At 71.0% G+C, this 24,240-nt stretch carries 23 protein-coding genes; 11 read left to right on the top strand and 12 right to left on the bottom strand.

Going from position 1 to position 24,240, the window contains the following annotated elements:
• Positions 1-60: 60 nt before the first annotated feature.
• From ACFXPL_RS29275 to miaA, 4 genes are all read right to left on the bottom strand, one after another.
• Entirely contained in the window at positions 61-2,172 is a 2,112-nt protein-coding gene (locus tag ACFXPL_RS29275) for a RelA/SpoT family protein (RefSeq protein ID WP_384925214.1), read from the bottom strand.
• 140 nt (positions 2,173-2,312) lie between these two features.
• Positions 2,313-3,236 (bottom strand): diaminopimelate epimerase, encoded by a 924-nt coding sequence (gene dapF / locus ACFXPL_RS29270; RefSeq protein ID WP_384925212.1) that lies wholly within the window; start codon positions 3,234-3,236, stop codon positions 2,313-2,315.
• A gap of 80 nt (positions 3,237-3,316) precedes the next feature.
• A complete protein-coding gene (locus tag ACFXPL_RS29265; RefSeq protein ID WP_384925218.1) occupies positions 3,317-3,754 on the bottom strand; it encodes a hypothetical protein in 438 nt (145 codons plus the stop codon).
• A gap of 125 nt (positions 3,755-3,879) precedes the next feature.
• The gene (miaA, locus tag ACFXPL_RS29260; protein ID WP_384925210.1) at positions 3,880-4,818 is read right to left on the bottom strand and encodes a tRNA (adenosine(37)-N6)-dimethylallyltransferase MiaA; all 939 of its coding nucleotides are present in this window, start codon (positions 4,816-4,818) and stop codon (positions 3,880-3,882) included.
• Positions 4,819-5,233: 415 nt separating this feature from the next.
• Between miaA and ACFXPL_RS29255 the strand changes: the two genes are divergently transcribed.
• Complete coding sequence (locus ACFXPL_RS29255; RefSeq protein WP_384925208.1) at positions 5,234-5,479, top strand: antitoxin; 246 nt, start codon at positions 5,234-5,236, stop codon at positions 5,477-5,479.
• A 99-nt stretch (positions 5,480-5,578) separates the two neighbouring features.
• Here ACFXPL_RS29255 and ACFXPL_RS29250 read toward each other — a convergent pair whose 3' ends face one another.
• Both ACFXPL_RS29250 and miaB read right to left on the bottom strand, forming a co-directional pair.
• Positions 5,579-6,385 carry a hypothetical protein gene (locus ACFXPL_RS29250; protein ID WP_384925206.1) on the bottom strand — a complete coding sequence of 269 codons (807 nt, stop codon included), beginning with the start codon at positions 6,383-6,385 and terminating at the stop codon, positions 5,579-5,581.
• A 22-nt stretch (positions 6,386-6,407) separates the two neighbouring features.
• Entirely contained in the window at positions 6,408-7,928 is a 1,521-nt protein-coding gene (gene miaB, locus ACFXPL_RS29245; RefSeq protein ID WP_384925204.1) for a tRNA (N6-isopentenyl adenosine(37)-C2)-methylthiotransferase MiaB, read from the bottom strand.
• A 135-nt stretch (positions 7,929-8,063) separates the two neighbouring features.
• Between miaB and ACFXPL_RS29240 the strand changes: the two genes are divergently transcribed.
• On the top strand, positions 8,064-9,065 hold the full coding sequence (locus ACFXPL_RS29240) for a TAXI family TRAP transporter solute-binding subunit (protein ID WP_384925202.1): 1,002 nt from the start codon (positions 8,064-8,066) through the stop codon (positions 9,063-9,065).
• 48 nt (positions 9,066-9,113) lie between these two features.
• Here ACFXPL_RS29240 and ACFXPL_RS29235 read toward each other — a convergent pair whose 3' ends face one another.
• Both ACFXPL_RS29235 and ACFXPL_RS29230 read right to left on the bottom strand, forming a co-directional pair.
• Positions 9,114-10,517, bottom strand: a complete 1,404-nt coding sequence (locus tag ACFXPL_RS29235) for an ATP-binding protein (protein WP_384925200.1) — start codon at positions 10,515-10,517, stop codon at positions 9,114-9,116.
• A gap of 7 nt (positions 10,518-10,524) precedes the next feature.
• The gene (locus ACFXPL_RS29230) at positions 10,525-11,232 is read right to left on the bottom strand and encodes a response regulator transcription factor (RefSeq protein WP_384925199.1); all 708 of its coding nucleotides are present in this window, start codon (positions 11,230-11,232) and stop codon (positions 10,525-10,527) included.
• A 286-nt stretch (positions 11,233-11,518) separates the two neighbouring features.
• Between ACFXPL_RS29230 and ACFXPL_RS29225 the strand changes: the two genes are divergently transcribed.
• The 8 genes from ACFXPL_RS29225 (at position 11,519) to ACFXPL_RS29190 (ending at position 17,918) form a co-directional block, all read left to right on the top strand.
• A complete protein-coding gene (locus ACFXPL_RS29225) occupies positions 11,519-12,304 on the top strand; it encodes an amino acid ABC transporter ATP-binding protein (RefSeq protein WP_384925197.1) in 786 nt (261 codons plus the stop codon).
• A 103-nt stretch (positions 12,305-12,407) separates the two neighbouring features.
• Positions 12,408-13,247, top strand: a complete 840-nt coding sequence (locus ACFXPL_RS29220) for a glutamate ABC transporter substrate-binding protein (RefSeq protein ID WP_384925195.1) — start codon at positions 12,408-12,410, stop codon at positions 13,245-13,247.
• Between the two features lie 75 nt (positions 13,248-13,322).
• The gene (locus ACFXPL_RS29215) at positions 13,323-13,997 is read left to right on the top strand and encodes an amino acid ABC transporter permease (protein WP_384925193.1); all 675 of its coding nucleotides are present in this window, start codon (positions 13,323-13,325) and stop codon (positions 13,995-13,997) included.
• Entirely contained in the window at positions 13,994-14,908 is a 915-nt protein-coding gene (locus ACFXPL_RS29210) for an amino acid ABC transporter permease (RefSeq protein WP_384925191.1), read from the top strand. The genes ACFXPL_RS29215 and ACFXPL_RS29210 overlap by 4 nt, the downstream gene beginning before the upstream one ends.
• A gap of 146 nt (positions 14,909-15,054) precedes the next feature.
• Positions 15,055-16,749: an FAD-dependent monooxygenase gene (locus ACFXPL_RS29205; protein WP_384925189.1), complete on the top strand. Its 1,695-nt coding sequence runs from the start codon at positions 15,055-15,057 to the stop codon at positions 16,747-16,749.
• A gap of 32 nt (positions 16,750-16,781) precedes the next feature.
• Positions 16,782-16,868 (top strand): putative leader peptide, encoded by an 87-nt coding sequence (locus tag ACFXPL_RS29200; RefSeq protein WP_311605579.1) that lies wholly within the window; start codon positions 16,782-16,784, stop codon positions 16,866-16,868.
• A 76-nt stretch (positions 16,869-16,944) separates the two neighbouring features.
• Positions 16,945-17,535 carry a cysteine dioxygenase gene (locus ACFXPL_RS29195; RefSeq protein ID WP_384925187.1) on the top strand — a complete coding sequence of 197 codons (591 nt, stop codon included), beginning with the start codon at positions 16,945-16,947 and terminating at the stop codon, positions 17,533-17,535.
• A complete protein-coding gene (locus ACFXPL_RS29190; RefSeq protein WP_384925185.1) occupies positions 17,526-17,918 on the top strand; it encodes a rhodanese-like domain-containing protein in 393 nt (130 codons plus the stop codon). The genes ACFXPL_RS29195 and ACFXPL_RS29190 overlap by 10 nt, the downstream gene beginning before the upstream one ends.
• Positions 17,919-18,060: 142 nt before the next feature.
• On the opposite strand, the gene recX is transcribed toward ACFXPL_RS29190, so the two are convergent.
• Positions 18,061-18,642: a recombination regulator RecX gene (recX, locus tag ACFXPL_RS29185; protein WP_384925183.1), complete on the bottom strand. Its 582-nt coding sequence runs from the start codon at positions 18,640-18,642 to the stop codon at positions 18,061-18,063.
• Between the two features lie 9 nt (positions 18,643-18,651).
• Complete coding sequence (gene recA / locus ACFXPL_RS29180; protein ID WP_384925181.1) at positions 18,652-19,782, bottom strand: recombinase RecA; 1,131 nt, start codon at positions 19,780-19,782, stop codon at positions 18,652-18,654.
• A 518-nt stretch (positions 19,783-20,300) separates the two neighbouring features.
• Between recA and ACFXPL_RS29175 the strand changes: the two genes are divergently transcribed.
• Positions 20,301-21,938 carry an alpha/beta hydrolase gene (locus ACFXPL_RS29175; protein ID WP_384925179.1) on the top strand — a complete coding sequence of 546 codons (1,638 nt, stop codon included), beginning with the start codon at positions 20,301-20,303 and terminating at the stop codon, positions 21,936-21,938.
• A gap of 161 nt (positions 21,939-22,099) precedes the next feature.
• Here ACFXPL_RS29175 and ACFXPL_RS29170 read toward each other — a convergent pair whose 3' ends face one another.
• Together ACFXPL_RS29170 and ACFXPL_RS29165 are read right to left on the bottom strand one after the other, a co-directional pair.
• Entirely contained in the window at positions 22,100-23,230 is a 1,131-nt protein-coding gene (locus ACFXPL_RS29170) for an AI-2E family transporter (protein ID WP_384925177.1), read from the bottom strand.
• 255 nt (positions 23,231-23,485) lie between these two features.
• Positions 23,486-23,680 (bottom strand): DUF3046 domain-containing protein, encoded by a 195-nt coding sequence (locus tag ACFXPL_RS29165; RefSeq protein ID WP_384925175.1) that lies wholly within the window; start codon positions 23,678-23,680, stop codon positions 23,486-23,488.
• Positions 23,681-24,240 lie beyond the last annotated feature (560 nt).

The raw sequence follows: 24,240 nt of genomic DNA, 5'->3' as shown, positions 1-24,240 counted from the left end.
GGGCGTACGTCTTCAGGACGTACGCCCACGGCGGGCGTCCTGCCCGGCCCCGGAGCGTGCTCAGGCGGTCGCCGGGTGCTGGGCGCGGCTGACGTCGTACACGCCCGGTACGTCGCGCATGGCGCGCATCAGACCGGGCAGGCCCGCCGCGTCCGGCAGCTCCAGCGTGTACGTGTGCCGTACGCGCTGCTCGCTGGGCGGCTCCACCGTGGCCGACACGATGGCCGCGCCCGCCGTGGCGATGGCCTCCGTGAGTTCGGCGAGCAGCCGGGGCCGTCCGAACGATTCGGCGTACAGCGTCACCCGGCACTCCGGCGCGTCGCCCCAGGTCACCGGGATGGGACGACGGTCCAGCGCGCGCATCCGCTCCACGGCGCGGCACTCCTGCCGGTGGACGGTGACCACGCCGCCGCGTACGGAGAAGGCGGTCACCGCGTCGGGCGGTACGGGCGTACAGCAGCCGGCCAACCGTACGGTGGCGCCCGGCACGTCCACCACGGCGTTGGTCCCGCCCCGCCGGTCAGCGGTGACGGCGAGCGCCGCGCGGGGCGCGGCGTCGGGCGTCCCGACCGCCTCGGGGTGGGCCGTCAGCCAGCCGGTGATCGCGATCCGGGCGGCGGGCGTACGGGCGTGGTCGAGCCACTGCGGCGAGGGCCCCGAGGCGGCGTCCTGGGCCAGCAGCAACTGGACCGTGTCGCCGTCCCGCAGGACCGTGCTGAGCGGCGCCAGACGGCCGTTGACGCGCGCCCCGAGGCAGCCGTGCGCGGCCTCGCCGTGCTGCGCGTACGCGGCGTCCACACAGCTCGCCCCGGCGGGCAGGCCGAGCATGCCGCCCTCGGCGCGGAAGACGGTGATCTCCGCGTCCTGCGCCAGGTCCGCGCGGAGCGTCGTCCAGAAGGCGTCCGAGTCGGTGGTGGCCTCCTGCCACTCCAGGAGGCGCGAGAGCCAGCCCGGCCTGGTCGGGTCGGCGCGCTCGCCGTCCTGCGGGTCCGCGGCCGGGGCACGCTCCGTGGCGTCCTGGGCCCCCGTGGAGTCGACGGACGCGTACGGGTTGCCGAGGGCGACCACCCCGGCCTCGGCGACCTTGTGCATCCGGTGCGTGCGGATGAGGACTTCGGCGACGGCGCCGTCCGGCCCCGCGACCGCCGTATGCAGGGACTGGTACAGGTTGAACTTGGGCGCCGCGATGAAGTCCTTGAACTCGGAGATCACCGGGGTGAAGCAGGTGTGCAGCTCGCCGAGGACCGCGTAGCAGTCGGCGTCCTCGGTGACCAGCACCAGCAGCCTGCCGAAGTCCGTGCCGCGCAGTTCACCGCGTTTCAGCCCGGACCGGTGCACGGAGACGGAGTGCCGCGGCCGCACCAGGACTTCGGCGGTGATGCCCGCCTCGCGCAGCACCCGCCTGACGTCCTCGGAGATGGCCGCGAGGGCGTCACCCGCGGTGGCGTTGTCCGCGATCAGGGCGCGGGTGTGCGCGTACTCCTCGGGATGGAGGATGGCGAAGACCAGGTCCTCCAGCTCGGTCTTGAGCGCCTGGACGCCGAGGCGTTCCGCGAGGGGGATGAGCACGTCGCGGGTGACCTTGGCGATCCGGGCCTGTTTCTCGGGGCGCATCACCCCGAGGGTCCGCATGTTGTGCAGCCGGTCCGCCAGCTTGATCGACATCACCCGGACATCGTTGCCGGTGGCGACGAGCATCTTGCGGAAGGTCTCGGGCTCGGCCGCCGCCCCGTAGTCGACCTTCTCCAGCTTGGTCACGCCGTCGACCAGGTAGCAGACCTCTTCGCCGAACTCCGCCCGGACCTGATCGAGCGTCACCTCGGTGTCCTCCACGGTGTCGTGGAGGAGGGAGGCGGTCAAGGTCGTGGTCTCGGCGCCCAGTTCGGCCAGGATCAGGGTCACGGCGAGCGGATGCGTGATGTACGGCTCGCCGCTCTTGCGGTACTGCCCGCGGTGCGAGGCCTCGGCCAGGACGTACGCCTTGTGCAGTACGGCGAGGTCGGCGTCCGGGTGGTGCGCGCGGTGCGCCTCCGCGACATGGCCGATGGCGGCCGGCAGCCGGTCCCTGGTGGCGGGGCCGAGTAAGGCGGCCCTGCCGAGTCTGCGGAGGTCGATCCGGGGAAGACCGCGTCTGCGGCTGTGGGCACCAGGGCTGGTTGCCTCTGCGCTCATGGGGCACCTCCGGGCAGCTTCGACCGGCGGGGAGAGGGCGGGGACGCCCTCCGGGCCGGTGCTTGATGCTACCGACCCGGCCGCGTCGGGCAGTCCCGGTCCCGCCCGACGTGAAACGGATCACCCATCCGAGCGAAGATTTAACCGAAGGCGGATTCGAGCCAGACCGCGTCGAAGTGACCCTCCGCGACAATGACGGCGGGCCCCGTCATCTCGACCCCGCCGTCCGGGCGCTCCGTGATGAGGAGCCGTCCGCCGGGGAGATCCACGGTGTACGTGACCGGCTCGCCCGTCACCGCAGGGTCCACGCCGTCCCTGCGGGCCGCGGCGACGGCCACGGCGCAGGCGCCCGTGCCGCAGGAGCGGGTCTCGCCGGAGCCGCGCTCATGGACACGGAACGCGACATGGCGCGGGCCGCGGTCGACGACGAATTCGACGTTCACCCCGTCCGGGTAGACGGACGCGGGGCTGACGGGCGGCTCGGTGCGCAGCTCCCCCGCGTGCGCCAGGTCCTCGACGAACGCGACCGCGTGGGGGTTGCCCATGTTGACGTTACGGGCGGGCCATTCCCGGTCGCCGACCGTGACCGCCACCTGATCGTCGGGGAGCACGGCGCGTCCCATGTGGACAGTGATGTCACCGGCCCCGCCCTCCGCGCCGCCCTTGGCGAGGTGCACCTTCTTGACGCCGCCGCGGGTGGCGACGGCCAGATCGCCCGCCTCCGCGTGTCCGGCGCGCTGGAGGTAGCGGGCGAAGACCCGCACACCGTTGCCGCACATCTCGGCGATCGATCCGTCGGCGTTGCGGTAGTCCATGAACCACTCGGCCTCACCGGCCATGGAGCGCGCCTCGGGGTGCGCGGCGGACCGCACGACGTGGAGCAGCCCGTCGCCGCCGAGGCCGGCCCGGCGGTCGCAGAGGGCGGCCACGGCGCGGGGCGGCAGCTCCAGGGCGTTCTCCGGGTCGGGAACGATCACGAAGTCGTTCTCCGTCCCGTGTCCCTTGAGGAAGGCGATGGGGGCGGCCTGCGAGGGGGCGGTCTGCGAAGTACTCACGGAAACCATCGTACGAGCAGGGTCGGACATCGCCGTGCGGGACGGCCGGGAAGAGGCCCGCACGGGCCCTGCCGCGCGCCGGGGCCCGGTCAGCGCAGCCGGGCGACCCGCCAGACGGCGAGGGCGACCAGGACGGCGCCCACTGCCACGTACAGGGCGAGGACGCGCCAGTCGGGGCGCTCGCCCGACGACCGGCTCGGCAGCCCTGGCCAGGTGTGGCCGACACGGCGCGCGGTCATCATGCCCGCGCCGGCGGCGCAGCAACTGATCAGCAGTCCGAGCATGGCGACGACCGCCCCGCCGTCCCCGGTGCCGAAGGCGAGGGGGAAGGCGAACATGAGCGATCCGACGGCGGCGAGCGTCACGATGGGGGCGAGCTGCCAGATCCGCAGCCTGCGCTGGGGCCGGAGTTCGACCTGGACCTCGTCGGTGACGGTCTCGTCCTCCGGACCGTCAGGACTCAGCCTCGGGCCGTCCTCCGACGTCTCCGAGGACGTGGGTTCTCTGTCGCGAGGGCCGGCCTCCATCGCCACGCGCCCTCCCAAGTCGGACTCCACTGGTCGATCGATGCCCGATGGTCGACCGTTGCTCGATGATGGCACGCCCGGAAGGACCGCACGGACGCGCGGAGCGTCCCGATGCCATCACGTGATCAGGCTGTGACCGCCCGTTCGACCAACGCGAGCGCCCGGTGCGGGAGTTCTTCCCGGTGCTCCGTTCCGCCGCCCAGCCAGTGCACCCGGGAGTCACGGCGGAACCACGAGTCCTGGCGGCGCGCGAAGCGTTTGGTGGCGCGTACGGTCTCCGCGCGCGCCTCCTCCTCGGTGCACTCACCGGCGAGTGCGGCGAGCACCTGCTGGTAGCCGAGGGCGCGGGAGGCCGTACGCCCCTCGCGCAGCCCGCGCGCCTCCAGTCCGCGCACCTCGGCCACGAGGCCCTCGTCCCACATGCGGTCGACCCGGCGCGCGATCCGGGCGTCCAGCTCGGGGCGGGCGACGTCGACGCCGATCTGGAGGGTGTCGTACACCGAGTCATGGCCCGGCAGATTGGCCGTGAAGGGCTTGCCGGTGATCTCGATCACTTCCAGCGCGCGGACGATACGGCGGCCGTTGCTGGGCAGGATCGCGCGGCCCGCCGGGGGGTCGGCCGCGGAGAGCCTGGCGTGCAGCGCGCCGGAGCCGCGGAGCATCAGCTCGGCCTCCAGCCGGGCGCGTACCTCGGGGTCGGTGCCGGGGAAGTCGAGGGCGTCGATGGCCCCGCGTACGTACAGCCCGGAGCCGCCCACCAGGACGGGCGTACGGCCCTGGGCGAGCAGCCGGTCGATCGCCGCTCTGGCGAACCGCTGGTACTCGGCGACGCTCGCCGCCTGCGTGACCTCCCAGATGTCCAGGAGGTGGTGCGCCACTCCGGCGCGCTCCTCGGTCGTCAGCTTGGCGGTGCCGATGTCCATCCCCCGGTAGAGCTGCATGGAGTCGGCGTTGACGACCTCACCGCCGAGTTGCCGGGCGAGGTGGACGCCCAGATCGGACTTGCCGGCCGCGGTGGGACCGACGACGGCGATGACCCGCGGTGCGGTAGGTGCGCTTCTCACCGCCCCAGTCTCGCAAACTTAGGGGGCCCTGCCCGAACGAGTTACGTGACGGAGTACCGCCGGGGCCGTCGCCTGTTGCGGGGTTCCGGCCGCGGTGTTCCGGGACCGGCGCCCCTGAGCGGTGCGACGGACGGCCCAGGACGGCGCGGATCTCCACTCCCACGCGTACGATACGGAGAAGATATGGGCGTTTTTTCCTGGTTCAACAGGAGGTCCGGGCCTCGTCCGAGGCTCCGTCCGAGGCGAAGGAGACCGCGCGACCGAGGCCGGGCCGGCTGAAACCGACCGGTCGGAAGCCGTCGCCGCCGAGGGAGTCGAGATCCCGAAGCAGCGGTCGGCGGAGGCAGCGGCGGACAACAAGGCCGGAAAGAGCGCCCGCCAGTAGGCTGTTGTTTCCTCCGAGGGAAGGTGGCCCATGGGCTTCCTGGATTCATTGAAGGCCAAGATCGGTCCGGCCAAGGAAAAGGTCGCCGACCTCGCGCAGCAGCACGGGGACAAGATCGAACAGGGGCTGGACAAGGCTGCCCGCACGGTCGACGAGAAGACCAAGGGCAAGTACAGCGACAAGATCGACACGGGTACGGGCAAGGCCAAGGACGCCCTTGGCAAGCTCTCCCACAAGGACGACGGCACTCCTCCCCCGCCGCCGCCCGCTTCCTGATTCTCCGGACGCACGAGTACGGGGGCGGTACGGGGCTCCGGCGCCCCGTACCGCCCCGTACTCGTCTCTCCCGGGCGCTCACGCGCTTTACACGCGCCGTTACGACCAGGCGGCCACGAAATAGCCGACGCCGTACGGCGCGTCCTCGTACAGCAGGGCGCTCTCCAGGCCCGCACCCTCGGCCGCGCCCGCGAGTACCTGCCAGGGCGCCCGACCGGCCGCCTTCAGCTCGGACGCCGCCGCCACGTCGAGCGCCGTCAGCGCCGCCACGTCCGCCGCGGCCAACGCGGCGGCCACCGAGGCGTCGAAACCGGCCGCCCGGTCGTCCAAATAGCCGGGCGCCTTGAGCGTGCGGCACGCGCTGGCGTCGCCCATCACCAGGAGCGCCACCCGATCGGCCCCCGCCGCGATCTCCCGTCCGGCCAGGACACACCGGTCGGTGGCGAGCGTTGGGTCCACCGCCAGCCCCGACACGGGGGCCGCGGACCAGCGCACATGCCCCAGCAGCCACGCCGCGACGGCGAGGGAGGAGGGCAGCGCGCGCCCGGGGCTCCGGTCACCTCTCTCGGACCCGGGGCGCCGGTCGGCGCCTTCCGTCCCCCCGTCGCCCGTCCCCCCGTCGCCCCCCGGTCCGGCTGTGCCCGGTCCGACTGCGCCGAGGACGACGTCCACCGCCACGCCGAAGCCTCGGAACGACCCCACGGCGCCCCGCGCATGGGCTTCCACTCCCCCGGCCCCCCGCTCCGCGGGACCGACGACGACCAGCCGGTCGGGCCGGGCGGCGGCGAGCACACCCAGCGCGTCGGCGCACGCGGCGCGCGCGCCGTCCAGCTCGGGCGCGGCACCGGCCGCCACAGCGGGCACCAACAGCGGCGGACTCGGACATACGGCAGCGGAAACGAGCATGATCAGAAGCCTAGTGCCGCGCTCAGAGGGCGGCGCAGCCGCCGGTGGCGACCGGGAGCGGGGCCGGGACACCGACCGTGGGAAGACCCAGCAGGACCCCGGCGGACTTCGCCGCCTCGTCGGTGTTCCGCTTCTCCCAGGCGTCGCCCGCGCGGGTGCGCCGTACCCGCGTCGTCGGTCCTTCGGCGAGCAGGTGGTGCGGGGCGGCGTAGGTGATCTCGACGGTCACCACGTCGCCCGGGCGCACCTCTTCGTCCGGCTTGGTGAAGTGGACGAGCCGGTTGTCGGGCGCGCGCCCCGAAAGCCGGTGCGTGGCGCCGTCCTTGCGCCCTTCCCCCTCCGCGACCATGATCTCCAGCGTCCGGCCGACCTGCTTCTTGTTCTCCTCCCAGGAGATCTCCTCCTGGAGGGCGGACAGCCGCATGTAGCGCTCCTGGACGACCTTCTTGGGGATCTGGCCGTCCATCTCGGCGGCCGGGGTGCCGGGGCGCTTGGAGTACTGGAAGGTGAACGCCTGCGCGAAGCGCGCCTCGCGCACGACGCGCATGGTCTGCTCGAAGTCCTCCTCGGTCTCGCCGGGGAAGCCCACGATGATGTCGGTGGAGATGGCGGCGTGCGGGATGGCGGCGCGCACCTTGTCGATGATGCCGAGGTAGCGGTCCTGCCGGTACGAGCGGCGCATCGCCTTCAGGATCGTGTCCGAGCCGGACTGGAGCGGCATGTGGAGCTGTGGCATCACGTTCGGCGTCTCGGCCATCGCCGCGATCACGTCGTCCGTGAAGTCGCGCGGGTGGGGCGAGGTGAAGCGGACGCGCTCCAGGCCCTCGATCGCGCCGCAGGCGCGGAGCAGCTTGGAGAACGCCTCACGGTCATCCATGTCGGAACCGTACGCGTTGACGTTCTGGCCCAGCAGCGTGATCTCGGAGACGCCCTCGTCGACCAGCGCCTCGATCTCGGCCAGGATGTCACCGGGGCGGCGGTCCTTCTCCTTGCCGCGCAGCGCGGGGACGATGCAGAAGGTGCACGTGTTGTTGCAGCCGACCGAGATGGAGACCCACGCGGCGTACGCGGACTCGCGCCGGGTCGGCAGCGTGGAGGGGAACGCCTCCAGCGACTCGGCGATCTCGACCTGCGCCTCCTCCTGGACACGGGCGCGCTCCAGGAGGACCGGCAGCTTGCCGATGTTGTGCGTGCCGAAGACCACGTCGACCCAGGGGGCCCGCCGCACGATGGTGTCGCGGTCCTTCTGTGCCAGACAGCCACCGACGGCGATCTGCATGCCCGGCCGCCTGGTCTTCATCGGCGCGAGCCGGCCGAGGTTGCCGTACAGCTTGTTGTCGGCGTTCTCGCGGACGGCGCAGGTGTTGAAGACGACGACGTCCGCGTCGCCGTCCGAGCCCTCGGGCGCCCGGACGTACCCCGCGCCCTCCAGGAGGCCGGACAGCCGTTCGGAGTCGTGGACATTCATCTGGCACCCGTAGGTGCGTACCTCGTAACTTCTCGTACCGCCCACTGCCTGACTCCGGTCGCCGCTGCTGGTCATCCCTCAAGGGTAGGTGCTCCCGTGTGGCCCCCCGCCGCCGTGCTCGCGGCGCCCGGCCGGGTGGAGGGCGGAGGTGGGTGGCGAGTCCTGGACAAGGCCTGGCCATCACGGGGAGTGAGCTGACAGGATCGGCGCATGCTCGCCCTCCCGTCCCGCCTCAGCCGTGGCCGTGCCCTGCAGGGCACGGCCGTCGGGCTGGTGGTGCTCGGGCTGCTCGTGTGGTGGCTGGCGCCGATCGGCACGGCCTCGCCGAGCGGTTCGGTCACCTTCAGTACGGGGGTGACCACCGGCGTGTATCAGCGGTACGGGACGCTGCTCAAGGAGGATCTGGCGCGCGACCTGCCCCGGGTGTCGGTCGATCTGCGGGACAGCGAGGGCTCCCAGCAGAACCTGGCACGGGTGGCGACGGGCGAGGCCGACTTCACGATCGCCACCGCCGACGCCGTCGCCAAGTACCGGAAGGACGGCAGCCCCGGCGCGGCCGGACTGCGCGGCTGCGCGCGGCTCTACGACGACTACGTGCAGCTCATCGCCGCCAGGAGCACCGGCATCAGCTCAGTCGCCGGACTGCGGGGGAAGAAGGTGGGCGTGGGCCAGGAGGGGTCGGGGGTCCGGCTGCTCGCGGAGCGGATCCTGACGGCCGCCGGGCTCGATCCCGAGAAGGACGTCAGCCCGGTCCTGGCCGGGATAGACACCATGCCGGGCCTGCTCGAAAAGGGGAAGCTGGACGCCTTCTTCTGGTCGGGCGGGCTGCCCACCACCGCCGTGCAGGAGTTGTCCGCGCGCTACGACATACGGCTGGTCCCGCTGGACGCCGCGCTGGTCGAGAAGTTGCACACCTCGGGCGGGGCCGCCTCGCGCTATTACCGCTCGGCAGAGATACCCGCCGACGCGTACGACGGGATACGGAGCACGGCCGCCGTCCCCACGGTCGCGGTGGCGAATCTGCTCGTGACCAACGACGGGATCGACCCGGATCTGGTGGAGGGCTTCACCCGCACGGTGATCAAGAGCCGGGACCGCATCGGCCACAAGGTGCACCCCGCCCAGCTGGTGGATCTGCGGACCGCCATCTACACGGACCCGCTCAAGCTGCACGAGGGCGCGAAACGCTACTACCGGTCGGTCAAGCCGTAGCCCCGGAGCAGCCCTGCATGAAGCCGCCGAGGGCCGACGTGACTCAGGTCAGGGCGCCGTCCTCGGGACGCTGACGGTGACCCGCAGACCGTGCGGCTCGCCGTGCGCGTACGTGATGGTGCCGTCGCCCGCAGCGAGCAGCGCGCGCGTGATGGAGAGGCCGAGCCCCGATCCCTTGACGTTCTGGTGACGGTTGCTGCGCCAGAAGCGGTCACCGATCCGGACCAGTTCCTCGTCGGTGAGCCCGGGGCCGCCGTCGTTGACGACGACGGTGGAGGTCGTGCCGTTACGGGCGACCGTGACCGTGACCTCCTCGCCGGCGGGGGTGAACTTGAGGGCGTTGTCGATCACGGCGTCCAGGGCGCTGGAGAGCGCGATGGGGTCGGCCCAGCCGGTCACCGCGGCGCGGTGCTCGGTCAGCCGTACGCCCTTCTCCTCGGCGAGCGCCCGCCAGGCCGCGACGCGCTCCGCGGCCACCTCCCCGATGTCGGTGACCCGCAGATCGGCGGCGGTGTGCTCGGCCAGCGCCAGGTCCAGCAGGTCGTCGAGCACCTGGGCCAGCCGCTTGCCCTCGGTGCGTACGGAGGCGATCTCCTCGTTCCCCTCGGGCAGTTCGAGGCCGAGCAGTTCGATCCGCAGCAGCAGCGCGGAGAGCGGGTTGCGCAACTGGTGGGAGGCGTCTGCGACGAAGGCGCGCTGCTGCTCCAGTACGTCCTCGACATTGTCGGCCATCTCGTTGAACGAGCCGGCCAGCCGCCGCAGTTCCGGCGGCCCGCCCGCCGCGGCGACGCGCGACTTCATCCGGCCGGTGGCGATGTCGTGGGTGACGGCGTCCAGGACCCGTACGGGCCGGAGCACCCACCCGGTCAGCCGGATGGCGGCCCCGACGGCGACGAGCATGGCCACCGCCTCGCCCACCCCGATGACCAGCCAGTTCCGCAGGGTGCGCGAACGCATCTGGCCGGTCGGCGAGTCGGTCACCACGACGGCGACGACGTCCCCGTCCCGTACGACCGGGGAGTCCACGATGAGCCGGCCGTTCTGCCAGGGCCACACCTGCTCGGGGTCGTCGCTGCGGCGCCCCAGCAGGGCCTCCTGGAAGGACTGGCGTCCCGTGCCCGCCGCGGGCACCCGCCAGCCCTTCGGGGCGCTGGCCATGGCCTCGCCGTCACGGTAGAAGACGCCGACCCTGATCCCGTACACCTCGTGGTAGCGGGTCAGTTCCTCCTCCAGCAGGTCGCGCCGCTCCTGGCTGCCCGTGCGTCCCTCCGCGGCGGTGCGGCCCTCGGAGACGAACTGCGCGAGGGCCGCGACCCGTGCCGTGTCATCGATCCGGTCGATGACGACGCCCTGCTGCTCGGCGGCGGCGCGGCTGACGGCGAGCGGGAACCCCAGGGCGAGGAGCACGGCCGCCATGAGGATGATCAGCAGCGGCAGAAGTCGGGTACTCACCGGGCCGCTACGACCCCGGGTGCGGGGCCGGAACGACCAGCCGGTAGCCGACCCCTCGTACGGTCTCGATGAGCGCGGGCATGCCGAGTTTGGAGCGCAGCGACGCCACATGGACCTCCAGCGTGCGCCCCGTCCCCTCCCAACTCGTCCGCCACACCTCGCTGATGATCTGTTCCCGGCCGAAGACGACTCCGGGGCGCTGCGCGAGGAGGGCCAGCAGGTCGAACTCCTTGCGGGTGAGCTGTACGGGCACACCGTCGACGGTGACGCGGCGGGTGGGCAGTTCGAGGGTGAGGCGCCCGAGCCGCTGGGCCGCCTCGTCCGGGTGCCCGGGCTCGTCGCCGCCGACGGCACGCCGGCTGACGGCGTGGATACGCGCGAGGAGTTCGCCGGTGTCGTACGGCTTGACCACGTAGTCGTCGGCCCCGAGGTTGAGGCCGTGGATCCGGGAGCGTACGTCGGCCCGCGCCGTCACCATGATCACCGGGGTCGAGGTGATCTTCCGGATCTTTCCGCAGACCTGGTAGCCGTCCTGGTCGGGCAGTCCGAGGTCGAGCAGCACCACGGCGAACGGCGGTCTGCCGCCGGTGGGCAGTACGGCCTGCAGCGCCTCCTCGCCGCTGCGGGCATGGACGACCTGGAATCCGTGCTTGGCGAGCACGGCGGACAGGGCGGCGGCGACATGGTCGTCGTCCTCCACGAGCAGCAGCCTCACGGGCCCCCTTTTCTGTCGCGATCCCGAATGTCGGGATCTTGAGTCATGTCCGATGTAGGTGTCTACGTATCTGGCATCCACGCCGATGGCGCCGCGACAGTCAAGAGCCTTCCCGTTACACCGAGGTTTCCGTTACCCACCCGGTACTCCCCGCACTGCCCCCTTGACACGGAGTGTCCGGTTGCGGCCGGATCGTTATGCTCAATTTCAGCTCAGATGTAATGACGCTGATCGCAGTGCGTGACTAAGGTCCTCCCCAACCGAGTGAGGACGGAGCAAAAAGCCGATGAGCGGAGTGTCAGCGACCAAGGACACCGGGGACGCCGGGCCGGCAACGGGCGACCTGGTCGTACTGAGCAACGTGAACAAGCACTTCGGCGCGCTGCATGTGCTCCAGGACATCGACCTGACCATCGCCCGTGGCGAGGTCGTGGTCGTCATCGGACCCTCCGGGTCCGGCAAGTCCACACTGTGTCGCACCATCAACCGCCTGGAAACGATCGATTCGGGTTCGATCTCGATCGACGCCAAGCCCCTGCCCGACGAGGGCAAGGAACTGGCGAAGCTCCGTGCCGATGTCGGCATGGTCTTCCAGTCGTTCAACCTCTTCGCACACAAGACGGTGCTGGAGAACGTCACGCTGGGCCAGATCAAGGTCCGCAAGACGGACAAGAAGGAGGCCGAGGCGACCGCGCGCACGCTGCTCGACCGCGTGGGTGTCGGCTCGCAGGCCGACAAGTACCCCGCCCAGCTCTCGGGCGGACAGCAGCAGCGCGTCGCGATCGCACGGGCTCTGGCGATGAACCCGAAGGTCATGCTCTTCGACGAGCCGACCTCGGCGCTCGACCCCGAGATGATCAATGAAGTGCTCGAAGTCATGCAGCAACTGGCCCGCGACGGCATGACGATGGTCGTCGTCACGCACGAGATGGGCTTCGCCCGCTCCGCCGCGAACCGGGTCGTCTTCATGGCCGACGGCCGGATCGTCGAACAGGCCACGCCCGACGAGTTCTTCAGCAATCCGCGCAGCGACCGTGCCAAGGACTTCCTCTCGAAGATCCTGCACCACTGATCATCAGTTCACGGCTCTTCTCAGCGTCTTACGGCTCTTCCACGGCTCTACCGAGTTCGGCAGAACCTGATTCGTTCACGTCTCACTTGAGGGAAGTTCACGCATGAAGCTCCACAAGGCAAGCGCGGCCGCGGCCACCGCCCTGATCCTCTCGCTCACCGCCACCGCCTGCGGCGGCAAGAGCGAGGAGAACGGCGCGGGAGGTTCCGGTGGCGACAAGATCACCATCGGTATCAAGTTCGACCAGCCCGGCCTCGGCCTGAAGAAGCCGGACGGCACGTACGCGGGCTTCGACGTCGATGTCGCCACGTATGTGGCCAAGGAACTCGGCTACGACGCCAAGAACATCATCTGGAAAGAGTCGCCCAGCGCCGAGCGCGAGAACCTGATCTCCAACGGTGACGTGAAGTTCGTCGCCGCCAGCTACACGATCAACGACGAGCGCAAGAAGAAGGTCGACTTCGCGGGTCCCTACTTCCTGGCCCACCAGGACCTGCTGGTTCGCGCGGACGACAGTTCCATCACCAAGGCCGAGGACCTGAACTCCAAGAAGCTCTGTTCCGTCACCGGCTCCACCTCTGCGCAGAACGTCAAGGACAAGCTCGCCCCCAAGGCGGACCTCCAGTCCAGTGGCGGCTACTCCGAGTGCCTGACCGGTCTGGAGAACAAGGCCTTTGACGCCCTGACCACGGACGACTCCATTCTCGCGGGGTACGCCTCGCAGCAGGAGCACCAGGGCAAGTTCAAGCTCGTGGGCCTCAAGCTCAGCGACGAGCCCTACGGCATCGGCCTCAAGAAGGGCGACACCGAGCTCCAGAAGAAGATCAACGCCGCGCTCACCAAGATGGAGTCGGACGGTTCCTGGGAGAAGGCCGTGACCGCCAACTTCGGTCCGGCCAACTACAAGAACGAGCCCGCCCCGAAGATCGACGCCGCGAGCTGAGAGAAGCAGTGACGCGCCGCCGGCCGGGCCGGCGGCGCGTACCGACCAGCAAACCAGGGGAGAGCGCGGGGCATCGTGTTCGACTTTCTTGATTCCGGGCAGTACGACCTGCTCGGCGCCTTCTGGGTGACGGTGCAGCTCACCCTCTATTCCGCAGCGGGTTCCCTCATATGGGGAACGCTGCTGGCCGGGATGCGTGTCAGTCCCGTACCAGTCATGCGTACCTTCGGCACCGCGTACGTCAACATCGTCCGTAACACCCCACTGACCGTGGTGCTCGTCGGCTGTTCGCTGGGGCTCGGTCAGACCCTCCAGATCAAGTTCGGCGGCGAGAACTTCGAGTCCATCGGCTTCCGGCTCGCCGTGCTGGGTCTGGTCGCCTACACCGGCACCTTCGTCTGCGAGTCGCTGCGCTCCGGCATCAACACCGTGCCCGTCGGGCAGGCCGAGGCCGCCCGCGCGCTGGGGCTGAACTTCTTCCAGGTACTGACCCTGATCGTGCTGCCCCAGGCCTTCCGCTCCGTGGTGGCGCCACTGGCCAACGTGCTGATCGCACTGACGAAGAACACGACGATCGCCGCGGCCATCGGGGTCGCGGAAGCCTCGGCACTGATGAAGACCATGATCGAGAACGAGAGCAGCGCGCTCTTCGCCGTCTTCGCGGTGATCGCCTTCGGCTTCGTCGTTCTCACTCTCCCGACCGGCCTGCTCCTGGGCTGGGTCAGCAAGCGCGTGGCGGTGAAGCGATGAGTGGCACGTCCGTTCTGTACGACGCCCCCGGCGCCCGCGCCAAGCGGCGCAACATCCTCTACACGGTCGTGTTCCTGGTGCTCTTCGCGCTCGCCGCGTGGTGGGTACTGGCCACGATGGCCGAGAAGGAGCAGCTCGCCTCCGAGAAGTGGAGCCCGTTCGTCACGGACTCCGCGGTCTGGACGACGTATCTGCTGCCCGGACTCGGTGAGACCCTGAAGGCCGCGGCCCTCTCCATCGTGATCGCCCTGCCGTTCGGGGCGCTGCTCGGCATCGGCCGGCTCTCCGACCACGCGTGGGTCCGGATCCCGGTCGGGGTGGTCGTGGAGTTCTTCCGCTCCCTGCCGGTCCTGATCATGATGGTGTTCGGCGCCGCGCTGTACGTGCAGTTCAGCGACGTCTCCTCGGACCTGAGGCCGCTGTACGCCGTCGTGACGGGCCTGGTGCTCTACAACGCCTCGGTCATCGCCGAGATCGTCCGGGCCGGCATCCTCACACTGCCGAACGGCCAGACCGACGCCGCCAAGGCGATCGGGATGCGCAAGGGCCAGACCATGTCGTACGTCCTGCTGCCGCAGGCCGTGACCGCGATGCTGCCGGCCCTGGTCAGCCAGCTCGTGGTGATCGTCAAGGACACGGCGATCGGCGGCGCGATCCTCGGCTTCTCCGAACTGCTCTCGCAGAACCGTACGATCACCGCGAACTACGGCGCGAACACCATCGCCACGCTCGTCGTCATCGCCCTGATCTACATCGCCCTGAACTTCGCACTCACCAGCTTCGCCGGGTGGCTGGAGCAGCGGCTGCGGCGCGGCAAGAAGAGCACCGGAGCGGTCCTCGGAGCCGGAGAGCCCCACCTGGCCTACGGTCCTGGGCAGACCATGGACGGCGGCAACGCCTCTGGCCAGTGAGTCGGGCGGGACAGGGGGTGTACGCGTCACTCAGCCCGTCGCTTGACGCGGGCACCCCCAGTAGGTTGCATACGTTCTGTGATCACACACCGGGCTCCTACCGCCGCCCTTGACCGTATGACCGCACGGGCCCGAAGGGTCGCGCCGTGGACCCGGTGATCGTCGTCGGCGCGGGCCCGGTCGGGCTCGCGCTCTCGCTGGCCCTCGCCGCGCAGGGTGTCCCCTCCGTCGTGTTCGACGAGTCCACCGGCGTGGAGGACCCGCGCCCAGCGCGGACCGCCGTACTGCGGCCGGACACCGCCGCGCTGCTGGCCCGGCTCGGCTGCACCACCCTCGGTGACGAGGGCACCCACTGGGTCGGCTGGCGTCTGATGCGGCGCAAGCAGCTCATGCGGGAGCTGCCGCTCGGCAGGGCCGACGACGGCGCACCGCCCCCTCTGCACATCGCGCAGCACGCCCTGACGCGCGGGCTGCGCGCCGCCATCGCCGAGGAGGGCCTGATCCGGCTGGTCCCCGGCAGCCGGCTCGACGCCCTGGAGCAGGACGGCCACGGGATCACCGCGCACACCCGCGGCCCCGGGGCGACCTGGTGGCGCGGCAGCCATCTCGTGGGGTGCGACGGCGCCCGCTCCACGGTCCGCAAGCTGCTCAGCATCCGCTTCCCCGGGCGTACGGCGGTGGAACGGCACGCGGTCGCCGCGCTCCGCGTGGAGCTGCCGTGGCCGGACGAGGCGCTGCTGCACCGCCGGCCGCCGTGGCCGGGCGGCGGCGAGGAGGTGTCCGCCAGGCCGCTCGCGGACGGCGTGTGGCGGCTCGACTGGCTGCTGCCCGCACGCGGCGACTTGGTGACGCCCGAGGCTCTGGTGGCGCGTTTACGGGACACCCTGGCCGGCTGGTGCGGCGAGACACCGCCGTACGACCTGCTCGACACGGGCGTCTACACGCTGCACCACCGGCTCGCCCGGCGCTGGCGCGCGGGCCGCGCCTTTCTCGCGGGGGACGCCGCGCATCTGCTGGGCGCCGTCGGCACCCAGGGGCTCGACGAGGGGCTGCGCGACATCGGCAACCTTGCCTGGAAGCTCGCCGAGGACTGGCACCACGGGGCCTCGGAGACCCTCCTGGACAGCTACCAGGCCGAGCGGCGCACCGCCGTGGCCGCCCGGCTGCGCGCGGCCGACCAGTCGCTGCCGATACTGCGGGGCGGCGGTGGACTGCGTACGTACATGCCGGGCGCGACCCGGGGGCACGACACCCTGCTCGCCGACGGGCATCTCGGGAACGGTCCGCTGGGCGCACCGCCCTCCTACCCGCACTCCCCCCTCGCGCCTCCGTACGCCGAGGCGCAGACGGCGGTGGGCACGCCCCCCGGCGGGCAGGTGGACGACGTACGGGTGACGGCGCCGGACGGCACGACCACGCGCCTCGGCGACCGGCTGGACCGGGGGCGGCTGCTGGTGGTGCTGGTCGCGCCGGGCACCGGGGTCTGGGACCGGCGGCACTGGATGACGGCGGGGGTGATGCCGCGGCTGGCCGACGCGGTGGCCGCCCTGCCCGCACGGGCGGAGCTGCTGGTCACGGAGGCGTATCCGGGGGCCTCCGCGCACAGTGTGCTGCTGGTGCGGCCGGACGGGCACCTCGTGGCGGCCTTCGGCGGGGTACGGCCCGGAGACCTCTACACGGCGGCGGACGCGGCGCGCGGCGGCGCACCGCACGCGCCCTCGGGCGCCGCAGGAGCCCTCGGCGGCGCCAAGGCTCCGCGCGCCGCCGATCCGCCGACGGCGCACACCGTCCCGAAGCCGAACGCGCCGGTAACCCCTGACCACACCGCGAACATCAATTGACCGCCACGGGCTCACATGGTGTACTCCGAATCGTGACTGACACCGATGTGCGCCTGTGGCGGAGGGTCCATATGGACCTGGTCCGCTATGCGGGCTGCGTGTGTCGCCCGTCCTGTTGATTCGCCGCTTCTCCGCCCGCGCCCGCCGCTCCGCGCCGCGGCAGGGCACCCTCGCGAACCTCTCAGGACGGTCACCATGTCTCTTCTTCCCGTAGGCACCTCTCTTCCCGTAGGCACCTCCGCGCCCGTACCCGACGGCGGGTCCGTGCCGGCGGCCCCAGCCGCCCCGGTCGGCGGTCCCACCCCCGCCGAGCTGCTGGACTTCGTCCGCGGCACCGCCGCCGACAGCGCACTGATCGCCTCCCTCCCGCTCGACCCCGAGGGCCGTACCTGGGTCCGGCTGGCCGGACCGGGGGGCAGCGAGGCGTGGCTGATCGGCTGGCCGCCCGGCACGGGCACCGGCTGGCACGACCACGGCGGCTCGCACGGCGCGTTCGCCACGGCTTCCGGCGCCCTCAAGGAGGACTCGCTGGCGGCGCGGCTGCCCACCGAGGGATGGAAGACCCTGGAGCTGACCGAGGGCGTCGACCGCGAACGGCAGTTGACGGCGGGCGAGGGGCGGGCGTTCGGCAGGCACCATGTGCACGAGGTGCGCAACGAGTCCGGTGCCGCCCACGCCGTGTCCGTCCACGCGTACTATCCGCCGCTGCCGCTGATGCGGCGCTACAGCCGCACGGGCCAGGTGCTCCGTCTTGAGCAGGTCGAACGTCCCGAGGAGTGGCAGTGAGGGAGCGGGTGGGCATAGACGAGCTGCTGGAGCGGGTCCGTGCGGACCTGGACCGGCTGGAGCCCCGGGAGGCCTTCGAGGCCGCGGCGGACGGCGCGCTGCTGGTGGACATCCGGTACGCGGCGCTGCGCGAGCGCGACGGCCTGATCCCGGGGGCGCTGGTCGTGGAGCGCAACGAGTTGGAGTGGCGGCTCGACCCGCAGGGCAGCCACCGCGCCCCGGAGGCTACGAGCCATGAGCTGCGGGTCGTGGTCGTCTGCAACGAGGGGTACGCGTCCAGCCTCGCGGCGGCCTCCCTGCGGCAGTTGGGAGTGCACCGCGCGACCGACCTCGTCGGAGGGTTCCAGGCGTGGAAGGCCGAGGGACTGCCTGTCACACGGTGAGGGCGCAAGCGCCGCACCCGCACCCGTACGTGGGTGTACCGGTCCACCGGGCTGAAGCCCGGTCCAGGCCCGGGAGGGACCGGCGCCCTGGGCGGAGGCCGGGTGAGAGCCCGCTCGGCGAGGGCCCGTTCCAGTTCGCGCTCTAGTACGCGCCCTCGTCCAGCCCCTCGGTGTCCTCGCCCTCCTCCTCCAGCGCCCGCTTGACCACCCGGAGCGCCATGCCCTCCGGATACCCCTTGCGCGCCAGCATCCCCGCGAGCCGGCGCACACGTCTGTCCCGCTCCAGGCCTCGGGTGGCACGGAGTTTGCGGGCGACCAGCTCGCGGGCGGTCTCCTCCTCCCGCTCGGAGTCGAGCTGCCCGACCGCCTCGTCGATCAGGGCGGACTCCACGCCCTTCGTGCGCAGCTCCCGCGCGAGCGCGCGCCGGGCCAGGCCGCGGCCGTGGTGCCGCGACTCCACCCAGGCGTCGGCGAACGCCGCGTCGTTGATCAGCCCCACGTCCTCGAAGCGGGAGAGCACCTCCTCCGCGATGTCCTGCGGGATCTCCCGCTTCTCCAGTGCGTCCGCGAGCTGCTTGCGGGTGCGCGGCGTACCGGTGAGCAGGCGCAGACAGATCGCCCGCGCCCGCTCGGCCGGGTCCTGGGGCGGCAGCTCCTGCTCGGCCCTCGACGAGTCGGAGCTGCCGCCCGGTTTTTCGGTCCGTCGCCTCTTCGCATAAGGCACGGTGACGAACTAACTCTTGGCCGCTGCCGACTTGGCCGACCTGGCCTTGGAGACGGCGGCCGCGGGCTTCACCGGCTCGTCCCCGGAGGCAGGGGCGGGGGCGCCCGCGGCGTCCGCGCCCGGCTCGGCCGTCGGTGCCTGCGGCTGGACCCCGACCCCCAGCTTCTCCAGGATCTTCTTCTCGATCTCATTGGCGAGATCGGGATTGTCCTTGAGGAAGTTGCGGGAGTTCTCCTTGCCCTGGCCGAGCTGGTCGCCCTCGTACGTGTACCAGGCGCCTGCCTTTCGGACGAAGCCGTGCTCCACGCCCATGTCGATCAGACCGCCCTCGCGGCTGATGCCCTGGCCGTAGAGGATGTCGAACTCGGCCTGCTTGAAGGGCGGCGCCACCTTGTTCTTGACGACCTTGACCCGGGTCCGGTTGCCGACGGCCTCGGTGCCGTCCTTCAGCGTCTCGATGCGGCGGATGTCGAGCCGGACCGACGCGTAGAACTTGAGCGCCCGGCCACCGGTCGTGGTCTCCGGCGAGCCGAACATCACGCCGATCTTCTCGCGGAGCTGGTTGATGAAGATCGCGGTGGTCTTGGACTGGTTGAGCGCGCTGGTGATCTTCCGGAGTGCCTGGCTCATCAGCCGCGCCTGGAGACCGACGTGCGAGTCACCCATCTCACCCTCGATCTCCGCACGGGGCACCAGCGCCGCGACGGAGTCGATGACGATGAGGTCGAGCGCGCCGGAGCGGACCAGCATGTCCACGATTTCGAGGGCCTGCTCACCGTTGTCCGGCTGGGAGAGGAGCAGATTGTCGATGTCGACGCCGAGCTTCTTCGCGTACTCGGGGTCGAGGGCGTGCTCGGCGTCCACGAAGGCCACCGCGCCGCCCAGCCGCTGTGCGTTCGCCACGGCGTGCAGCGTCAGCGTCGTCTTACCTGAGGACTCGGGGCCGTACACCTCCACCACACGGCCACGCGGCAGCCCGCCGACGCCGAGCGCGACGTCGAGCGCGGTCGATCCGGTGGGGATGACCTCGATGGGGTCGTTCGGCCTGTCGCCCATGCGCATCACTGCGCCCTTGCCGAATTGCCGTTCAATTTGTGCGAGAGCGGCGTCGAGCGCCTTCTCGCGGTCGGTTCCTGCCATGGGTTCCACCCGATTTGCTTGAGTCGATCGCTTCACGTCAACGACGCTATCTCCTGCCACTGACAACGCGCCCCCGACGCCTCCCCGCCTGTGGACAACTGCGGACGACTCGGCCGGGCCGGTCGCCGGCCGGCGCCCCGCCCGCCACGCCACCACACAACCCCGCCGACGGGCCGGGGAAACACCGGCGACTCCCCCATGAGAATGGATGTTCGATTTTAATGTCAAGCGGCACACGCCGGACCCGCGGACCACCCGCCCACCGCGCCGTCGGCCTTTGATCGACACGGAGGCCGATGGCGTCAGGGGCGCACCGACGGATGATCGTCCGCCGCTGGTCCGAGGCAGGTGCGGCCCGTGGCCGAGGGCGGTCCGCCCCGTACAACTCGGGGACCACCCACGACTGTTGCGTCATCCCCAGGGTGGAGGGGATGTGCAGCCCGGCGAGGGATCCACACCCGTGGCCGGTTCCTGAATGATCTTTCCTGTCCGAACATACGACCGGAAGGATCGATATCGTGCGCAGACGAAGTCTCGCGCCCCTGTTGGCCGTGAGTGTCACGGCAACGCTGGCTCCCCTGCTCGCCACCTCGACCGCGAGCGCCGCCCCGGCCGCCGCTCCGTCGGCCGCCGCCCCGTCGGCCGCCAAGGGCGCGCTGGACCGGTACGTGAAGCAGAAGCCGCAGTGGAAGCGCTGCGATGCCGACTCTCCGGCGGAGTTGGAGTGCGCGACGATCAACGTCCCGCTCGACTATCGGCTTCCCGGAGGCAAGCGGATCGACCTGGCCATATCCCGGATCAAGAGCACCGCGCCCGACAAGCGGCACGGTGTCCTGTTCTCCAACCCCGGCGGCCCGGGAGGGCAGGGGCTCTACATGCCGATGGGAATGCAGGAGAGGCTCCCCGAGTCCGCACAGCAGAAGTACGACCTCATCGGCTTCGACCCGCGCGGTGTGGGAAAGAGCAGCCCGGTCTCCTGCGGCCTGGAGCCGGACGAGGAGGAGTGGCTGCGGCCGTACAAGGAGGAGACGTTCGACAAAGACGTCGCCTGGGCACGCGACGTCGCGAACAAGTGCAAGGAGAAAGCGGGCGACACGCTCTCACACATCACCACGCGCAACACCGCGCGCGACATGGATCTGATCCGGGCGATCCTCGGTGAGAAGAAAATCTCGTACGTGGGTTACTCGTACGGCACCTACCTGGGAGCCGTCTACACCCAGCTCTTCCCTGGCCGGGCCGACCGGTTCGTGCTGGACAGCGCGATCGATCCGGCACGCGCCTGGCGCGGGATGATCCAGTGGTGGGCGGAGGGCGCCGAGCCCGCGTTCGACCGGTGGACCGAGTGGGCCGCCGAGCGTTCGGAGAAGTACGGCCTCGGTGACACCCCGAAGGAGGTCGACCGGACCTTCTGGGACCTGGTCGAGCAGGCCGACGAGAAGCCCATCGAGGTAGAGGGCTGGCCGAACACCGGTGATGACATCCGCAGCGGTATGCGCGGGGCGGTCTTCAGCCCGGAGTACGCCACCGAGGGGATCGTGGAGCTGAAGAAGGCGGCGGCCGGCGAGCCCGCCGCCGCGAAGAAGCTCGCGCCGTTCGCCGGATCCGAGGGGGCCGGGACGGCAGGCGCCGCCGCCGAGACACCGTCCGACAACATGACGGCGAGCTTGCTGGCCGTGGTGTGCGGCGACAACTCGGCCGTGTGGTCCCGCGATCCTGAGAGCTACCGGCAGGACGCCATCGAGGACAAGGGCCGTTACCCGCTCTTCGGTGACTTCGCGTCCAGCATCAAGCCCTGTGCGTTCTGGGACGAGTCCGCGGAACCGGCGACCGAGGTGAACAACAAGGTCGGCTCCCTGGTCGTCCAGAACGAGTGGGACTCGCAGACCCCGCTGCCCAGCGGTCAGGCCCTGCACGCCGCCCTGAAGGGCTCGAAGATGCTGACGGTCCTCGGCGGCGAGGGCCACGGCGTCTACCCGAACGGCAACGCCTGCACGGACGGCACGGTCACCGGCTACCTGGTCACCGGCAAGCTTCCGGCGAAGGACGTCACCTGCGAGGCGACGGCCGACTCGAACGCCGAGGCGCGGAAGAACCAGAAGCGGAACGTGCTCCCCGGGTCTCCGCTTCCGGAACGTGCCCCGGACCGCTTCTGAGCCCGTTCCCCCGGCCCATCGCCGCATAACCCCTTGAAGCAGGGCGGGACCCCCTGGCGGGGCCCCGCCCCCTCGCGTGTCGTGCGGGCCGGAGTCGCAGGACATCGGTTCGTCAGGCCCTGTGAGCACAGAACAGCCCGGGAACGGTGACGGCGGTACGCCTACGGACGGCCGCCGTCGTCGTCCTCTGTGCGCAGCACCCGCCGTATCCGCCCCAGCAGCGGGACGCCGCGACGCCGCCCGCCGCCCCCCACCCGCGGATCGTCCATCACGTCGTACCGCTTCACGTACGCGCCGAGGAACGCCTGCAGGGTCGCGACGGCGGGGATCGAGATCAGCGCGCCGACCGGGCCCAGCAGCGCCGTACCCGCGATGACCGAGCCGAAAGCCACCGCCGGGTGGATGTCCACGGACCGGGCGGTGAGCTTGGGCTGGAGCATGTAGTTCTCGAACTGCTGGTAGATCACGACGAAACCGAGGACCCACACCGCGTACCAGGGGTCCACGGTGAAGGCGATCAGCATGGGCAGGGCGCCCGCCAGATACGTGCCGATGGTCGGAATGAACTGGGAGACCAGCCCCACCCACATCGCGAGCGCCGGCGCGTACGGAACGCCCAGGATCTCCAGCAGGATGTAGTGCGCGACTCCGGAGATCAGGGCCATCAGCCCGCGCGAGTAGAGATACCCGCCGGTCTTGCCGACCGCGATCTCCCAGGCCCGCAGCACCTCCGCCTGCCGGGCGGGCGGCAGTACGGAGCAGAGCCCGCGGCGCAGCCGGGGCCCGTCGGCGGCGAAGTAGAAGGAGAACAGGAAGATCGTCAGAAGCCTGAACAGTCCGCCCAGCACGGTGGCCGAGACGTCAAGGACGCCGCTCGCGCTGTTCTGCACGTACCTCTGGAGCCAGTCGGAGTGCAGCAGGCTGTCCTGAACGGCGACCCGGGACAGCTCGGTGTGGAACGTCAGGTTGATCCACTTGATCACCGAGTCGAGGTACTGGGGGAAGGAGTCGACGATGTCGATGATCTGGCTCGCCAGAATGGAACCGAGCATCACCACGAAGCCGGCGCTCGCGATCAGCACCCCGAAGAAGACGAGGAAAGTGGCGAGTCCGCGCCGCATCCCGCGGTCCGCCATGCGGCTGACCGCGGGCTCCACCGCCAGCGCCAGGAAAAAGGCGATCAGCACATTGATCAGCAGCCCGAAGAGCTGATGGAACGCCCAGACGCCGAGCTGGAAGCACGCGACGAGCCCCAGTGCGAGAACCATGGCGCGCGGCAGCCAGCGGGGCATACGTTCTCCCCCGCCGTCCCCGGCGGCCGGCCGTGGGAGCGGCCCCGCAGGCGTCCCGGAGGGCGCGGCGTGCGGGGTCTCCGGCGCGGAGTCCGGCGGAGGGATCGGCGGTTGTACGCCCGAGGCGGTGCTGTCGTTCGGTGCCACGGGGTCAGTCTGGACTACGGCTGTGACAACCGGCCCCGCGGTCCGGGCTTTGGCACCGGATCCGGCCTGCGGGCAGCGGGCAGCGGGCAGCGGGCAGCGGGCAGCGGGTCAGCGTCTCTCGGCCGGGACACCCATGGCGTCGCAGACGGCGCGCCAGACGTCCTTGGCCTCCCAGCCCGCTTCGAGCGCCCCGTGCACCGTACGGCCGCCCAGTTCGGCCATCACATGGTCACGGGCGAAGGAATCCGCGTACGCGGCGCCGAAGTGGTCCGCCATCCGCTCCCAGAAAATCGTCAACCGCATGCGCCCAGTATCCCGCTCCTCGGAGTGGGGCCCGGCCCCGTCCCGCTGTCCGCCCCCGATCGCGCCCCGCGGGCGGACCATGGCTGGCACCACAGGTTCCACCACGTCCCCTCTCGTCCGCGCCGAGCATCTCGTCTGGTGGACGGCGAGGGTCCTCGAACAGCGCCGGTTCGCCTCCCGTCTCCTGGACGGCGGGACCGAAGGACCGGGTGGGAGGACGCGGTCGAGGCCGCACGGCATACCGCGGGAAGGACGGCGGATACGGCTACGCGTCGAACCCGATCCGCGGGGCTCCGTCAGCCGGCCGCTCCACACGGCGTACGCCCTGCGGATCCTCGACTCCATCGGCCGCTGTGGCCGACCGCTGGTCGGACGGATCTGCCGCTGTCTCACCTCCGTGTCGGCCCCGGAGGGCGCGCTGCCCGCACTCCATCCCTCCCTGCGCGGCTATCCGTTCGCGCCCCTCTTACCGGCCGTCGACGACCCACGCGGCGACCTGCTCGCGACGGGCCCCGGCATCGGGGCCCGTCGCACCGCAGCGAGGTCCGGCATCCCGGGCC

Origin of the sequence: Streptomyces sp. NPDC059092, from assembly GCF_042756365.1 — a bacterium.
Classification (GTDB): domain Bacteria; phylum Actinomycetota; class Actinomycetes; order Streptomycetales; family Streptomycetaceae; genus Streptomyces.
The sequence above is the reverse complement of the archived record's forward strand: the minus strand, read 5'-3'. Positions and strand labels throughout refer to the sequence as shown.